The organism is Micromonospora gifhornensis (assembly GCF_016863515.1).
Lineage (GTDB): Bacteria > Actinomycetota > Actinomycetes > Mycobacteriales > Micromonosporaceae > Micromonospora > Micromonospora gifhornensis.
The window spans coordinates 35437-51768 of sequence record NZ_BOPA01000027.1 but is presented as its reverse complement, the minus strand read 5'-3'; the positions used below and the strand labels follow the sequence as shown (position 1 = coordinate 51768).

The following is a 16332-nucleotide window of genomic DNA, read 5'->3' as shown; positions in this document are numbered from 1 at the left end:
GCTGCGGATCGCTGCATCCGACGACCGACGCCTACATGTACTCCGCCGCAACTTCCTCTGCTTCCGCCACGAACTCATCGAGTTCGGCCGGGGTCAACTTCGTCTCGTTTCGAGGACCGGCAGGGTGTCAAGATCTACCGCTCGGGTTCATCCTCGTCATTCTCCGACGCTACAAGCGTCTCCTGTGCAAGTTTCCCTAGCGACCCCTCACCTTCGACATACCAACGAGAAGGTCCTTGGACCGCGACGGGTGCGGTGGTCCAGCCGGCCAGCTGCCACATCCGCTGCACGAGCGCGCTCGGCGAGTAGCGCTTCCCATCAACAGTCCAGAGAAGTGGACGAACGCGCTGATTGATCCACGTCGCTGTGCCTCTGCGCGCGTCTTCGGCTAGCCACCGTGCCATCGCCTCTTGCTCCGGACGAGTGCGAGCGTGGTAACGCAGAGGCGTCCCGTCAGCCAGCCGCCCGGCGTCGATGAGGGTGGGTACGGCATTTGGCCTGCGCTGCTTTGGAACCCGTAATGCCGGCCGGTAGTCGGACGGAAGGTCCGGCACTGGGATTCCGCGTTGCAGGTCCGCCAGGACGAGGCGAACGAGGTTCCGACAGCGGCCGGTGTTGGCCAAGGTGCTGGCCACGATGGAAGTCTGTCCGTACTCCGCGTCCAAGTGGTGGATTAGCCATGCCATAGCACGTGCGACCGCATCTGGTACTTGTCGCAATACGGCATCCCAGTCGGCGTCGGGGTCATCAATGCCGTCGAGGTCGAGATGCTGAAAGACGATATGTGCGACCAAGCGGTTGCCCCGTTCCGCGATCGCCTCCGCCCGTGCTTGACGATCCTTCGCCGTCCGGCTGAGCGCATCATCAATCGCCCGCAGCACGAGGACTGAGCGCCAGACCTGGTAGGCCGATGGTGGATCTTGAGAATTGAACAGGAGTTGGTAGGCGCCCTGCGCTCCGTCCTCCCACAGCAGATCGGTTCCGCGCTTGGCGCGAACAGCGAGCTCGGGGTTCCGATGGGCGCAGGCCAGCGCGAGAGCTGCGCTGACTACTGAACATCCGCTGTCGGCCGGCGGTTCTAACTCTCCCCGCTTGACGACATACGTCTTTTGCAGCGAGAGTGTGAAGTCTTCCTTGATCGTCGTCTGCACCGGATCTAAGGCGACAAAGTCACGTCGCTCCACCCTGTTCTGGGTGTTGGTGGCGGTCGTGACAGCGTCCGCGAACCCCGGTGGGCAATTGTTCAGGGAGATCACCCGGACGCTTACCTGGCCGTCAGCAAACTCGACATCGCTGTCAGATGCTCGGTGGATTGCGTGAACGGTCTGGGCGCCGTTCACGACGCTGGCACCGGCCAGGCGAAGCTCGACAGGCGTCCGTGTGGAACGGCTGAAGTAGACAGGGTTGATCTCTTCGCAGAGGACAGTGATCCCGTTGTTGAAGTACCAGAAGTTGTGCGCCTCGCCGGCCAGCGTGTTGATGAGCCCCTGATTCACCTGCGTGAGACCCAGTGGCTTACGGATGTTGCGATCGAACAAGCGGTCTCCGTGAGCGCGATACCACTCTGCAACCTCGGCTACAGACATGGTCCCCTGGAACGCTTCGTACGGCTCCGTTATCCGAATCCAGTCTTGCATCTTGGCAACAAGCCCGATGGGGGGCTCCCGGAAATCATTACGCACCACCTCCCAGATGTCCCGGGCAAGGTAGATGCGATGATCTAGCATCGTGCCCAGTTGGTTGAACTCGTCCTGCGTGTCGGCGAGTCGACGCGCGACATCATCCGACAGGTTGTCGGTTCTCATCAGTGCGGGCACCAGCGTAATCCGCGAATGGGGATTTGTCAGTACGGCGGCAACTTGGTCCGCGAGGTTTTGGAATCTAATATTAAAGCGATCGAACTGTCGGGTGTCGATATGACGTAAGCCGTCAATAAACTTTAGCGCTTCGGCGACGCCAAATCCGGCTCTTCCCGAGTCGCTCCACTTGGACTGGATTAGCCAAAGGTGCGAGGTGCTCTCGTCGGTGGCCACGGCATCGATACCAATGTCATCTCTGCCATCGATGACAGCGGCCGCAGCTGCTTTGCTGTCGCAGCCGGTCAAGTCCCGTACGATCAGCGCGGCTAGCGCTCTTGACAGGAAGGCTTGCTCGCGGCTGCTTTCCGACCTATTGGAGAAGTCGTCGATGCCAATCAAGCCTTCGAACTCCCGCTTGAGCGCATCGCGTACGTGTCGGAACTGGAGGCGTAGCGAGGTCATCTCCCGCGACGCGTCAGATGCTTCTTGCCTGGGGTTGTGTCGGTCACCCAACCTATTTCCCTTCGCCCTGTCGTGCCCCAAGGTGCTCTGAAAGTGCGGCTAACTCCCGGCAGCCCGGCCCATAGTCGTTGACACATCAATCTGACCCGTGACTGCTGCCGTAACCAACGCCTGCCGTCGCTCAGTCAACAGTTGAAGCTGCCGTTTCACTGAATCCGCGAGTTTGTCATTCAGTGCATTTTGCTCCCGGATGCGCTGAACAATTATCCGCTGTTCTTCTAATGGTGGCAGCGGAATCCTGAGCATCTGAAGATCAGGAACGTAGATCGTCTTATGGGTTGACCCCATGGCTAGCCGACCCAGCAAGTCTTGACGCATCGCGCGAAGACACCAGAGGAGGTAATAGGGATCGAGCCGTGGTCCGCAGGTCCAAGTAACAAAATCCTGACTCGTCGCCATGCCGGTACCCATGATTGCCGAATATCCGGCTGATGCAGTGCGGCAAAGAACAACTGTCCCGGCTGGATGTAAGGTTGCGGATGAGTTTGCCATGCCGAGTTCGCTGATCTTCTCGCGAGTTTCGTAAATCACCTCCCGTCGATCATCTCGAACCTGACTAACCTCACCGGTCGTGATCCACGGAATTGTGCAATCCGACCACCATTCCGGACGCGACCTGCTAGGCGTGTGACCACTTCCCATCTGGGCTACGAGTCCTAAGCGGACTTCGGGCCACTCGGTTGGCAGCGTGTCGGTCCAAGGGAGGAGCGAGGGCCGCCGGTGAGGCCGGTGTCCACCTATAACCTGCTGGACTACGCTGGCAGCTTTCCGCTCGGCAAGGCTTGCCAAGACTTGGCCTTGTGTGCGTACCAACTTGTCAATGCGGGCGGTTTCGGCGTCGAGGAAGTCGGCGATGCGCCGCTGTTCTTCTGGAGGTGGCAGTGGTATGGATAGTTTCTTGATGTCTCGCTGGAAGAGGTGAAGGACGTCCATCCCGTCCTTAACTGCCTGAATCTGCGCCTGGATGGCGTTACTTGCAATCACATAACGCAGGTAAATAGGGTGTATGTCGAAGGGGCGCAAGACGGCGATAGAGCCGTTAACAGTTGCCGGGCGAGGTAGATGCCGCACCACGTTGACCGTTCCCAGCGTAAATCCATCCTTAGTAAGGAGGACATCTCCTTCGGTCAGCTGCAATTCAGGCGACTCTCGATACCGGAACTCGGAAATAAAGTTGACTTTTTCGAAATCAATCTCCGTGGTTTTGATGTTAGGTGTGGAGAGGAATGCATACCCGTCGTCCAGGTACTCCGCCGCTGTAAGAGCTTTCCACCCGATCCGAGCATGCACGGTGGCCACCCGGTCGATTCGAGTGGAACTCCAGCTGTCAGGAAGGCTGGTGAAGTGGGCCATCAAGCCGTGACCTTTCCCAGCAGCGACTGAATTTCGGCTTCCAGTGCCTTCAACTCGGCGTCGATCTCCGCGAGGGGCCTTGGGGGTTTGTAGACGTAGAAGTGGCGGGTGAAGGGGATTTCGTACCCGATCTTGGTTTTGGTGTGGTCGATCCAGGCGTCGGGGACGTGGGGGAGGACTTCGCGGCGGAGGTATTCCTCCACATCCTCGTGGAGCGGCACGTTCTCGTAGTCGCGTAGCTCGGTGTCCGGCTCGGGGTCGCCCTTGACGAGTTGGACTTCGCCGTCGGGGTCGCGGACGCCGATGACCTCGCGGAGCGCCTTCTGGAAGGGGGCGCCGGTCGGCCAGAGCACGCCGCCTTCGGCCATCGCCGAGCGGATCGCGTCCCAGGCCGCCCGCTTGGTCTGCCAGAAGCGGCCGACAAGCGGTTTGAGGGCAGCGGTGAACAGGTCCACGTCGAGAGCCTTGGCGATCGGCTTGGATTCGCGTACCTGGGTCAGGGTTTCCTCGGTGACCTCGAAGCGGAGCTTGAGTGGGCGTTCGACGGTGATCCGCCGGTAGCCGAAGTCCTCGTTGGCGAAGACCTTCACCTTGGCGTGCTGCGGGTGCTCCGGGTCGGCGGCGATGTGCAGCGCCTCCGAGTAGCGGCGGGTGATCTCGGCGATCTGGTCGGCGGTGAGGAACTTGCGCTTGTCGCCGAGGGACTTGCGCATCTTGGCGAACTGGTCGCGGGCGTCCAGCAGCACCACCTTGCCCGCGTGGTCGGGGGACTTGCGGTTGGTGAGGATCCAGAAGTACGTCGAGATGCCGGTGTTGTAGAAGAGTTGGTCGGGCAGCGCGACGATGCCTTCCAGCCAGTCGTTCTCCAGGATCCACCGGCGGATGCGCGACTCACCCGAGTCGGCCGCGCCGGTGAACAGCGGCGAGCCGTTGAAGACGATGGCGATGCGGCTGCCGCCCTTGCCGTCGGCGGTGACCGGTTTCATTTTTGAAATCATGTGCTGGAGGAACAGCAGCGAGCCGTCGTTGATGCGGGGCAGGCCGGCACCGAAGCGGCCGTCCTCGCCGAGGGTCTCGTACTCTCGCTCGATCTCGTCCTTGACCTTCTTCCACTCCACGCCGAAGGGTGGGTTGGCCAGCAGGTAGTCGAAGCGTTCGCCCCGGTGGCCGTCGTCGCTGAACGAGTTGCCGAACTTGATGTTCTCCGGATCTTGGCCCTTGATCATCATGTCGGACCGGCAGATCGCCCAGGACTCCGGATTCAGCTCCTGCCCGAAGACCTGCACGGTGGCCGACTTGTTCAGGCTGGTGATGTGTTCCTCGGCCGCGCTCAACATGCCGCCGGTGCCGCAGGCCGGGTCCATCACCGTGCGCACCACGCCGGGGATGCTCAGCGCGTCGTCGTCCGGGGCGACGAGCAGGTTCACCATCAGCTCGATGACTTCGCGGGGGGTGAAGTGCTCACCTGCGGTCTCGTTGGAGACTTCGGCGAAACGCCGGATCAGCTCCTCGAAGACGTACCCCATCTGGTGGTTGGAGACGACCTCCGGCCGCAGGTCCAGATCCGCGAACCGCCCGACCACCTGGTAGAGCAGGTTCGCGGCGTCGAGTCGGCGGATCTGCTGCGGGAACTCGTAGCGGTGCAGCACCTCCTGCGCGTTCTCGGAGAACGCGCCGATGTAGGCGAGCAGGTGCTTGGCGACCTGGCCGGAGTCGCCTGCGATCGACTTCAGGGTGTAGCGGCTGGTGTTGTAGAAGCTGTGCCCGGCGGCGCGGCGCAGGAACCGGGCCACGTCGACATCCTGACCACCGAAGCGCTCGTGCGTGTCGCGCACCTGCTGCCGGGTCGGCTCCAGGACGCACTCCAGCCGGCGCAGCACGGTGAACGGCAGGATCACCTTGCCGTAGTCGGACTGCTTGTAGTCGCCGCGCAGGAGATCGGCGACCGACCAGGCGTGGTTCGCCAGTTCGGTGTGCTTGCTGCTGTTCAACGGATTCCTTCCGATGAGCCGGTGCCGGGGGAGTCGGGTCGGATTCAGGATGTCGGTGGGGCGGTGCCCGGTGGGTGCAACGCGCCGCCGGTGAGTCCCGCAGCGAGGGTACGGGCGGTCTCGTCGGCCAGGCGGTTGGCGAGGCCCGCGGCGGTGCGCAGGGCGTGGAGCTGCCGGAACGCCCGACCGTAGCGCTGCTGCTCGGCCAGGGGCAGCAGCGGCACCCGCAGGCGGCGGGCATCGAGCCGGATCACGCTGGTGCCGGACGAGGCGGCGCTGATGTTCTCCTCGGCGGCCAGGAAACCGGCCAGGAACCACGGGTCGAGGCGGGCCGGATCGGGCCGCAGCAGATGCAGATGCGGGCCGAGGCGGCTACCGGCGTCGTCGGCGTCGACCACCCGGGCCGTGCCGGTGCCGTTGTGCAGCAACTCCGGCAGGATGACGTCTCCCTCCCGAATCTCGACCTCCGCGCCGGTGGGTTCGTCGTCCGCCGGACCGGAGGCGCGACGGTGTGCCAGCACATCCGGGGCCGTCAGGGTACGCGGCGACGACGGGTCGGTCACGATGGGGGAAGAGCCGCGAATCGCCGCCGGGGTGCGCAGTAACTCCAGCGCGTCGCCGCGCAGCAGGTCGGCGATGCTGGCCGTACGCCAGGACAGGGCGGCGCTGCCGACGGGCGGCCACGGCTGCCCGCCGCTCAACGTGATCAGCCCGGTGGCGGCCCGCCGCAGTCTCGACCGCAACTCGTCACCCATCGCGGCGAGTTCGTCGGGCAGCGTCGGCACCGGGGTGGCCCGGACGTGGCGGGCGGGAGTGAGGTCGACCGTCTCGTCGAGCAGGTCGATGACGGGGACCGCCTGAGCGACCCCCGGAACCGGGTCGAAATTGTCCGGGAAGCGGTCGTAGTCGTGCCAGGCGGTCAGGACCCGCTCGCGCAGCGCCGGCCAGTCCAACGCCGCCCGCTTGCCGTGCGGCTGACCGGTGCCGGGCGTGGCGGCGTCCACGACGAGAACGCTGAGCGGCGAGGTGGCCTGCGGGGACGGGCGTTCGAGCACCCACACGTGCAGCCCCACGTGCAGGGGCGCGGCGACGCCGGGCGGCAGGGCGATGACGGCCCGCAGCGTGCCGCTGCGGAGGATCTCGGCTCTGATCCGGCGGCCCGAGGCGCGTTCGGCAGCGGCCGGGGGCATCAGCAGCACCGCACGGCCGTCGGCGGCCAGGTGGGCGAGGCAGTGTTGCAGCCAGGCCAGCTCCGACTCGGCCTTCGGCGGCAGACCGAAGATCCACCGCGTGTCGTACGCCAACTCCTCGTGACCCCACTCCCGGTCGCCGTACGGCGGGGCGCAGAGCACCGCCCCGGCGGTCAGGGCCGGGTACGCGTCGGCCCGGATGCTGTCGCCGATCTGCACGCTGGGCCGAGCCCCCGCCAGAGCCAGGCGTACGGCGGCCTGCGCGGCCTGGGCGGGGACGATCTCCTGGCCGTACACCTGCGCTGTCCCCTTGGCGGCGGCGGCGAGCAGGAGACCACCGGCACCGCAGGCCGGGTCGAACACGGTCGCCGGGTAGGGCCTGCCCGCCTCGGCGAGCAGGTCGGCCATCAACCCGGCCACCGGGGCAGGTGTGTCGTACTGACTGGTGGCGTTGGTGCCGTCGAGTTCCGCGGCGGCGAGCACGTCCGTGGCCCGCAGCGCACCGTCGTCCGCGACGCAACGCAGCAGGGTACGCAGGAGTGGGGCCTCGCCCACCGCGTACGTCAGGTCGGCGGTGCCGGGGATCTCGGCGAGGTGGGGCCGGATCGCCTGCCGCGCCCGCTCGACAAGATGGGGGTCGGGCAGGTCGATGAGGAGCTTCAGGTCGCTGGGAGTCATCCGGGCTGCGGCCAGGACCAGTGGGAGCAGTCGGGTGGGTACGTCGCCACCGGAGCCGGTGGCCCGCACGGCGGCGCGCAGGTCGTCGGCCGGTGAGGTGGCGGGAAGCTGACCTCGGGCGGCGAGCCAGGTCTGGACGGCGCCCAGGTCGTAGGCCGGGCTGCTTTCCGTGCCGCCGACGGGGGCCGGGAAATCCGGGTGACGCCGACGCCAGTTGCTGACGGTGGCGCGCGTGACCCCGGCCAGTCGGGAGATCTCGGCGGCGGTCACCTGCGCATGTCGGGGCATCGGTGTCCTGTCAGTTCGTGCCTCATCCTGCTCGCCGATCACTCTACATGATCGGTGTGGCGTGTAAACGGTTTGACACCGCTTTCACTCCGGTGTGTGCTAGTGTCGCTTTCGGCGAGCGAGCCGAGTGTGCTCCGGCCGCCGTCGATGCGCTCGGTCCGGGTGTCGATTCCCGGGCGCACCACCCCGTCTGCACCACCACGCTGCCCACGCCCGGCTCACTGTCCGCGCCGGACAGATCCGATGCGCCCACGTCGCCACCAGCGCGGCGTCCACCGACGTGACCACCCGTCCGCCAGTCCCATGGCAGGAGGAACCCCGTGACAGCCGACCCCCAGGCCGACACCGTCGACCAGCTCATCCTCGACCGCCTCGACCACTGCGACCTGTCCGAGAGCGCAAAGGACGTCGTCATCGCCGCGCTGCTCGGCGATGACGAACTCTCCTCTGTGCTCGGTGGCGCGACAGCACGCCGACCGGCATCCCCATCGCCGGACACCGACACTCCCGAGCCGATCGGGACCTACCTCGCCAGCATCGAGGTGACCGGGTTCCGCGGCATCGGGCCTACCGCCACGCTCAGCCTCGTGCCAGGCCCAGGACTGACGATCGTGACCGGTCGCAACGGCTCGGGTAAGTCCAGCTTCGCCGAAGCCGCCGAGTTCGCCCTGACCGGCCAGAACAAGCGGTGGGCCGGCCGCAGCGCGGTCTGGCAGGACGGCTGGCGCAATCTGCACGCCACCGAGAACCCCCGCATCCGCGTCCAACTCGGCGTCGAGGGCCACCGCAACGGTGCCACAGTCGAATGCACCTGGGAACCAGGAGCGAACCTCGACGACCGTACGTCGTTCCTGCAGATCTCCGGCGAGCGTCGGCAGTCTGTTGCCGATCTCGGTTGGGAACAGCCGTTGGAGCTGTACCGGCCCTTCCTCTCCTACAGCGAACTCGGTGGCCTGCTCAGCGGCCGACCCAGCGAGATGCACGATTCCCTGCACCGCATCCTCGGCCTCGGCCGGCTCGTCGAGATCGAGACCCTGCTCAAGGCTGCGCGCAGGGAGATGGACACCCGGCGCAAGCTGGCCACCGCCCAGCTGCCCGAGCTGCAGTCCACACTCGCCGCCCACCCCGACCCGCGCGCCCGCCGGGCCGAACAGGCACTCAGCGGCAAGGTCGCCGACCTGGACGAGCTTGCCGCGCTGGCCGTCGCCGACGAACCCGACACCGACACCACCACCGTGCCGCTGCGCCAGCTCGACGTCCTCGACCTGCCCGATCGAGACGGCCTGGCACGTGAGGTCGAGCGGCTTCAGGGCGCCCTGCAACTGATCGACGACCTGGCCGGCACGCCCGTCGAGCAGGCTCGGGCGCTTGCCAGGCTGCTCGGCGACGCCCTGCGTCACCAGCACCGCCACCCGGGCCAGCCCTGTCCGGTGTGCGGGGGTCGCACCCTGGACGAGGACTGGGCCGCGCAGGCACAGGAGCAGCTGCGGCAACTCACCGAACGGGCCGAGCGTCTCGACGACGCCCACCGGCTGGAGCGGGAGTCCCGTCGCGCACTGCGCGGCTGGCTACCCGCCCTGCCGCCGGTACTCGCCATCGACCTCAGCGCCGAAGGAGTGGAAACCGACGACGTCCGGGTCGCGTGGCAGCACTGGGACGAACTGGTCGGATCGGCCGACCCGCACAAGATCGTCGAGGCGGCGCTTGTCGTCTTCGACGCGCTCGCCGCCGCCCTGCAACCGGTCAGGGCCGCTGCCCGACAGGCACTCGAACGCCGTCAGGCTGCCTGGCAACCGGCCGCCGACCAGATCCGCGCCTGGATCGACACCGAGCAGACCAGCCGGCGGGCAGCCCAGTCGTTCACGGCGCTGAAGACGGCGGTCACCTGGCTGCAGAACGAAGGCGCGAAGATCCGTAACACCAAGCTCGCCCCGGTCGCCGCGGACGCGACAGGCATCTGGAACACCCTGCGCCAGGAGAGCAACGTCGACCTCGGCGCCATACAGCTCGCCGGCACCGGCACCAACCGCCGGGTCGACCTGGAGGTCAACGTGGACGGCGTACCCGGGGCCGCGCTGGGGGTGATGAGTCAGGGCGAACTGCACTCGCTGGCCCTCGCGCTCTTCCTGCCTCGGGCCACCATGCCCGAGAGCCCGTTCCGGTTCCTGGTCATCGACGACCCGGTGCAGTCCATGGACCCGGCCAAGGTCTACGGCCTGGCCAAGGTCCTGGACCAGGTGGCGAAGCACCGGCAGGTCATCGTCTTCACCCATGACGACCGCCTCCCGGCCGCCGTGCGGCACCTGCAACTTGACGCCCGGATCCGGATCGTCAGCCGACTGGCGCAGTCCCAGGTCACCGTCACCGGTGACGCACACGGCGACCCCGCCCGGCGCTACCTCGACGACGCCATGGCCATCGCCCGCGACGAAGGCATGACCGACGAGGTCCGCCGCCCGGTCGTCTGCAACCTCATCCGCGACGCCATCGAGTACGCCTGCCACGAGCGGATCCGTACCCGTGATTTCCGGGCCGGGCAGCCGGTCGCGCAGACCGAGGCGGCGATCGGCGACGCCCAGGGGCTGCGGGAGACCCTCGCGCTGGCCCTGCTGTCGGATCGCCACCGCGTCGGTGAACTGCAGACGCCGCTGGCGCGGCTGCACCCTGCCGCCCCGCGCGTGGTGGCCGCCGCCAACCGTGGCGCCCACGGCGGACCCGCGGGTGACCTCGCCACGCTGGTGGCAGACGCTCGGGCGGTAGTGGACAGGATCAACCCGTCATGACCCCACAGGACTACCTGCGCGCCGCCGGTGAGCTGCTGCACACCCCGCCGACCTGCATGCGCCGCTGCTGGCAGCGCGGATCCGCCTGCCTGACCCGGCTCGCCCTCGAAGAAGGACTGCGCGACTACTGGAACCTGGTCGCCCCGTCCGTCGCCGACCGGCCCATGCGTCACCAACTGCTCGCCCTGCCGGTCTTCGCCGGCACCGAGGCGGCCTCGACCGCGCGTATCGCCTGGCACGGGCTGTGCCGGGCGATGCATCACCACACGTACGAGTTGGCGCCGACAGTCGCCGAACTACGCGGCTGGCACGAGGACGTCACCGCGCTGTTGCCCCAACTGCGCAGCACTCTTCAGAGGGCGCGTCCGTCCGGCGGCCCATGATCCTCCGTACGGCTCGGAGAACCCTCCGAACGACCAGCAGCAGCATCTGTCGTATTACGACTAGTTTCGGTCGGGGTTCGCCATGACTGACGACATGACTTGCTTCGATCCGCAACCGCTTCTGGAAGGAACTTCCGTTTTGCACACCGCCCCAGCGAGCCGTATCGACCGCGCGGTGCGACTGTTCGAGTTCCTGGCACGGGCTCAGCAGTCCGCCATCACGGCGCCGCGCACGTTGGACGGGTACGAGGTCGCCTGGATGCGTGACATCCCGCGGCACCCGGCGGTGCACTTCGCCCACTGGGACGTGACGCCGGAGCCGGGCGACGAGATCGGGCACATCGATCGCCTGGACCCGGTACGCGTGCCGGTCCCGAGCCCGGAGGTGGTGCGATGGTTGGACGGCGGATTCGATGACCCGGATGTCGAACCGAAGCTCCGTCTCGAGATCCCCGGGCCAGAGCCCGAGGCCGTGGACGAGAACGAGGACGAGGACGCGGAGGATGAGGAATCGCAGCCCGAGATGCTGCGGTTGGCCGATCACCCGTGGGTCGAGCAGGCGTACCGGCGGTGGCTGATCGGCTGGACGCAGTGGGCGCAGCGAGAGCGCATCGACAAGCCAGTTCGTGACGCGTACGGCGCGCTGTTCTCGATGCAGGCGGAAGCAGCCAGCAAGGCGGAGGAGAAGGAACTGGTCCTCGCCGTCGGTTGCCTCGTCTGGCGTCCGGCCGATCACCCTGCGGTGCGACGGCACCTGATCACCGTCCCGGTGAACATCGAACTGGACCCGGTGAGCGGCACCCTGCGCATCACCGCAGCCGCGTCGGTCGAGCCGCTGCGGCTGGAACTCGACATGCTTGACTCGCACCTGACCAGGTCACGGCACATCGGCGAGGTGCGGGAACTGGGCCGCTCCTACGCGCACCACCCGCTCGACCTGGCGGCCATCGGGGAGCTGCTGCAACGCGTCGCGAACAGCCTCGACCCGGATGCGGTCTACATCGAGACGGAAAAGCCGGGACGGGCTGCCACAGAGACCGCGGAAGTGACGCTGGCCCCGGCGATCGTGCTGCGCCGACGCAATCACGGCCTCGTCGAGGTGCTGGAGCGCATCCGCGAACAGCTGATCGACTCGGAGACCGTGCCGGAGGGGATCCTCCCGCTGGTGGACCCGGATCACCGGCCGGCGGTGGAGACCGACCACACGCCGGGCGCGCTGGTGGCGGTGGACGATGAGGCGTACCTGCCGTTGCCGGTGAACGACAAGCAGTTGCAGATCCTGCGGCAGGTCGACCGGCACGCCCAGACGCTGGTGCAGGGGCCGCCCGGCACGGGTAAGACCCACACCGCCGCCGCGTTGCTCAGCCACCTGCTGGCGCAGGGCAAGCGGGTGTTGGTCACGGCGCAGACGGACCGGGCACTCAAGGAGGTGCGGGCGAAGCTGCCCGCGGTGATCAGGCCGCTGTCGGTTGCGGTCGTCGGTGCATCGCGCGAAGACATGGCCGATCTGAAGGTCGCCGTCAACACCATCTCGCAACGGGCCATCGACTTCGACGCCGACGAGATCGCGGGCCGGATCCAGCACCACCTGGACGCCATCGACCGGCTGCGACGGCAGCGTGCGCTGCTCTTCCGGCGGGTGGTCGATGTGCGCTCTGCTGAGGTGCTGGTGCACGACCGAGGCCCGTACCAGGGAACACTCGCGGCGATCGCCACGGCGCATCGTGCCGATGAGCAGCATTACGGATGGCTCGGTCCGCTGGCGCCCGCCGATCCGTCTGACCGGCCGCCCCTGACGGCAGCGGAACTGGTCGAATGGTTGCGGCTGTTGCGTGACGCGCGGTTGATTGCCGACGAGGAGGCGTCCCAGGACACGTTGGTCGACCCGGCGACACTGGTGCCGCCCGCCGACTTCTCGGCGGTGGTCGCTGCCGAGACCCAGGCCCGTGCTGCCCACGAGACGTATCAGGATGGACGGGAACATCCCGCCTTCGCGACGATTCGCGCCCTGGCGCCGGCCCAGCGCGCGGTGCTGCAACAGCAGCTGCACCAGCTCGCCGACACCGCCGACGACCTGGCCCGGCGACGGGAAGCCTGGATGGCGGAGGCGCTGGCCGATGTGATTTCCGGCCGTGGCCAGGTCTGGCAGGACCGGGCCACCCAGGTGCAGCAGCTCACCGAGCAGGCGCAGGCGCCGGTGCGGACTCTCGGTATCACCGAGGTCAGCTCGACCAGTGCCGATCTGGCGCCGCTGGTGGCGCTCGCGCGTCACCTGAGGGACCATCTGACCGTCGGCGGAAAGATCAAGGTCGCTGCCGACGGGACGCCTGTGCTGGGCATGTTGGCCGCGAAGCCGGTGAAGGCGGCACGCGACCTGTTCACCCACGTACGCGTAGACGGGCAACCGCCCACCTCGGTCGCGGCCATCGACTCCTTCGTCGCCTGGACGGAGGCGACCCGGCTGTTGACCGCACTGGATCGGGCCTGGCCCACAAGTGTCGTCGTGCCGCCCGAGGACACTTTCCAGGAGCGACTCACCTGGCACGTCACCGAGCTTCAACAGCTGCGACGAGTCCTCGCCCTCGGCGCCGACCTCGCCGCGTTGGAGCAGCACTTCGCCGCATGGCGCCTGCCGCGTCCGCAGTGGGCCGACCTTTCTGCGGTGCGTGCCTACGCCTCTCTGGTCGACGCGGCGGCCGCCGACGATCTCCTGCTCGTGACGCGGGCCGCAGTCGATGCGGCTGGCGAGCCGGTCGCCGCCCTGGTGCATGATCCGGGCGCGTCACCGGTGCTACTCGACCTGGCCAAGGCCGTTGCCGACCGCGACGTCAACGGCTACGCCGTGGCGGTTCACCGCATCGCTCGTCTGGTCGAGGCGCGTGCGCAGGCGCAGCGGCGCGACAAGCTCGGCGCCCCGCTGCGGCAGCAGGCCGCGAGGGTGTACGAAGCGATCGTCGCCAGCCCCGACGACCCGCTGTGGGACAGCCGTCTGCTCGGCTGGGAGCGGGCCTGGGACTGGGCCGTGGTGGGCGCGTGGCTGGCCGACCGGCAGGTCGCCGACCTCAACCGGCTCCAGGCAAAGATCAGCGAGGTCGAACGGACGATCCGTCACCACGTCGAGGAACTGGCCGCCGAGCGCGCCTGGCGGCACGCCGCGTCACCGGGACGAATCAGCGGCTCGGCGCGAGCCAACCTGCAACAGTACGGACAACTCGTCCGCAGTCTCGGCAAGGGCACCGGAAAATACGCCCACCTGCGTCGCGCGGAGATCCGCCAGGCCATGGACCGCTGCCGTTCTTCGGTACCGGTGTGGATCATGCCGCTCTACCGGATCGCGGAGCAGTTGCAGGTCCAGCCGAACATGTTCGACGTGGTGATCGTGGACGAGGCGTCTCAGGCCGGGTTGGCGGCGGCGTTCCTTCAGTATCTCGCCCCGAAGATCGTGGTCATCGGTGACGACAAACAGGTCTCACCCGCCGCGGTCGGTGTCGATCAGCAGCATCTGCGTGACCTCGCGTCCCAGTATCTCTACGACGACCCGTACCGGGCGTCCTGGCAGGATCCGAAGCGAAGCCTCTTCGACGAGGCCAAGATGCGCTTCACCGGCCTGATTCCGCTGACTGAGCACCGTCGCTGCGTTCCGGAGATCATCAACTTCTCGAACCGGATCGCCTACGAGCCGGAGAACATCCGGCTCATCCCGGTGCGCCAGTACGGTGCCGACCGGCTGGAGCCGATCAAGCCCGTGTACGTCGAGAACGGCTACGTGCGTGGCACGACCGCCAAGGTGAATCCCCCCGAGGCCGAGGCGATCGCCAGGCAGGTTCTGGCGTGCACGCAGGATCCTCGCTACGACGGCTTGACCTTCGGCGTGATCTCACTACAGGGACCCCACCAGGCCAAGCACATCCAGCGACTGCTGCTGGAGCAGCTCGACCCGGCTGAGTGGGAGCGACGTGACCTGCGCTGCGGCGACTCGGCGGACTTCCAGGGCTCCGAGCGTGACGTCATGTTCCTCAGCATGGTCGCGGCGATCGAGCCGGGGACGCGCATCGGCGCGGCCACGAGCGAGATGTACCTGCAGCGCTACAACGTTGCGGCCTCTCGCGCCAAGGACCAGATGTGGGTCTTCCACTCGATCCGCTCCAGCGACATCGGTAACCCGGAGGACATGCGCTATCAGTTGCTGGACTACTGCTATGGCGTGGCCGCGCGTCCCTCCGAGTATGAGGGCGTCGAACTGCCCACCAGCGTGCCCGAAGACGAGCGGGTCGCGCCGTTCGACTCCCTCTTCGAGCAGCGCGTCTACAACCGGCTGGTCGGGCGTGGATTCACCGTCGTACCGCAGTACGAGGCCATCGGCTACGTGATCGACCTGGTGGTGGTCGGTCCGCACGGCCGGCTCGCCATCGAGTGCGACGGTGACGCCTGGCATGGCCCGGACCGGTACGAGGCTGACATGGCGCGGCAACGGGAGCTGGAACGCTGCGGATGGGAGTTCTTCCGCATCCCGGAGTCCGCGTTCGTGGTGGACGAGGCAGCCGTGCTGCGCGACCTGTGGGCAGCGCTGGATCGACGGGGCATCCACCCCTCCGACTGGGCCGATCCGGACAACGGACAAGAACCACCCACGCGAGCGCAGGAGCCCGCCGAGGACGTCACCGTTTATCATGCCGAACCCGAACCCGAACCCGAACCCGAACCCGAGGTTGAGGTTGAGCCTGAGATCGAGCCCGAGGTTGAGCCTGAGATCGAGGCGGAGCGGGATTCTGCCTCGTCGAACGCGCCAGCAGCTCCGATCGAATCCGGATCCCTGCGGCTTGCGCCGTACGAGATCTATCAAGGCACCGCGCCGCGTCCCGCCGATCCGGCCCCGACCGGAATGCGGGAAGCACTACTCGCCATCGTCGAATGTGAAGGACCGGTGGTCGGCGAACGGCTGCAAACCGCCTACGTCAAGGCCGCCGGAGGTCACCGCGTAACCAGGGCGTCGGCCAGCGCGATCAACAAGGTCATCAGCGCTGCGGTTCGCCGTGGACTGCTGGTCCAGGACAACCCACTTCGTGAGCCCGGCGTGCAGCCGTCCACGTACCGACTGCCCAGCCAACCCCGATGGGCGCTACGAACCCTGGGGCCGCGCAGCCTCGACGAAATCCCACCGGAGGAACTGGCCACGGTGATGGCCGCTCATGCCAGCAGGCTCGGTTGGGTCAACCGGGAATCGATCTTCCGGGCGACGCTGGAGACTTACGGTCGGAGATCACTTACCGAAGTGGCCACCATTCGGCTGACGAGAGTCGAAAACCTCGCTCGTAAGATCGCCGCAGACTTGCGGAGCTGAACGC

General features: G+C 67.1%; 7 protein-coding genes. 3 read left to right on the top strand and 4 right to left on the bottom strand.

Going from position 1 to position 16332, the window contains the following annotated elements:
- Positions 1 to 134: 134 nt before the first annotated feature.
- From Vgi01_RS19620 to Vgi01_RS19605, 4 genes are all read right to left on the bottom strand, one after another.
- Positions 135 to 2261 carry an AIPR family protein gene (locus tag Vgi01_RS19620; RefSeq protein WP_204291959.1) on the bottom strand — a complete coding sequence of 709 codons (2127 nt, stop codon included), beginning with the start codon at positions 2259 to 2261 and terminating at the stop codon, positions 135 to 137.
- A gap of 99 nt (positions 2262 to 2360) precedes the next feature.
- Positions 2361 to 3674, bottom strand: coding sequence for a restriction endonuclease subunit S (locus Vgi01_RS19615; RefSeq protein WP_204291958.1), 1314 nt, complete (start codon positions 3672 to 3674; stop codon positions 2361 to 2363).
- The gene (locus Vgi01_RS19610; RefSeq protein ID WP_204291957.1) at positions 3674 to 5665 is read right to left on the bottom strand and encodes a type I restriction-modification system subunit M; all 1992 of its coding nucleotides are present in this window, start codon (positions 5663 to 5665) and stop codon (positions 3674 to 3676) included. Before Vgi01_RS19610 ends, Vgi01_RS19615 begins: the two co-directional genes overlap by 1 nt.
- Positions 5666 to 5709: 44 nt before the next feature.
- A complete protein-coding gene (locus tag Vgi01_RS19605) occupies positions 5710 to 7821 on the bottom strand; it encodes an N-6 DNA methylase (RefSeq protein ID WP_204291956.1) in 2112 nt (703 codons plus the stop codon).
- A gap of 320 nt (positions 7822 to 8141) precedes the next feature.
- Between Vgi01_RS19605 and Vgi01_RS19600 the strand changes: the two genes are divergently transcribed.
- From Vgi01_RS19600 to Vgi01_RS19590, 3 genes are all read left to right on the top strand, one after another.
- Positions 8142 to 10604, top strand: a complete 2463-nt coding sequence (locus Vgi01_RS19600) for an AAA family ATPase (RefSeq protein WP_204291955.1) — start codon at positions 8142 to 8144, stop codon at positions 10602 to 10604.
- Positions 10601 to 10987 (top strand): hypothetical protein, encoded by a 387-nt coding sequence (locus tag Vgi01_RS19595; protein WP_204291954.1) that lies wholly within the window; start codon positions 10601 to 10603, stop codon positions 10985 to 10987. Before Vgi01_RS19600 ends, Vgi01_RS19595 begins: the two co-directional genes overlap by 4 nt.
- A gap of 175 nt (positions 10988 to 11162) precedes the next feature.
- On the top strand, positions 11163 to 16328 hold the full coding sequence (locus tag Vgi01_RS19590) for a PDDEXK-like endonuclease domain-containing protein (RefSeq protein WP_204291953.1): 5166 nt from the start codon (positions 11163 to 11165) through the stop codon (positions 16326 to 16328).
- Positions 16329 to 16332 lie beyond the last annotated feature (4 nt).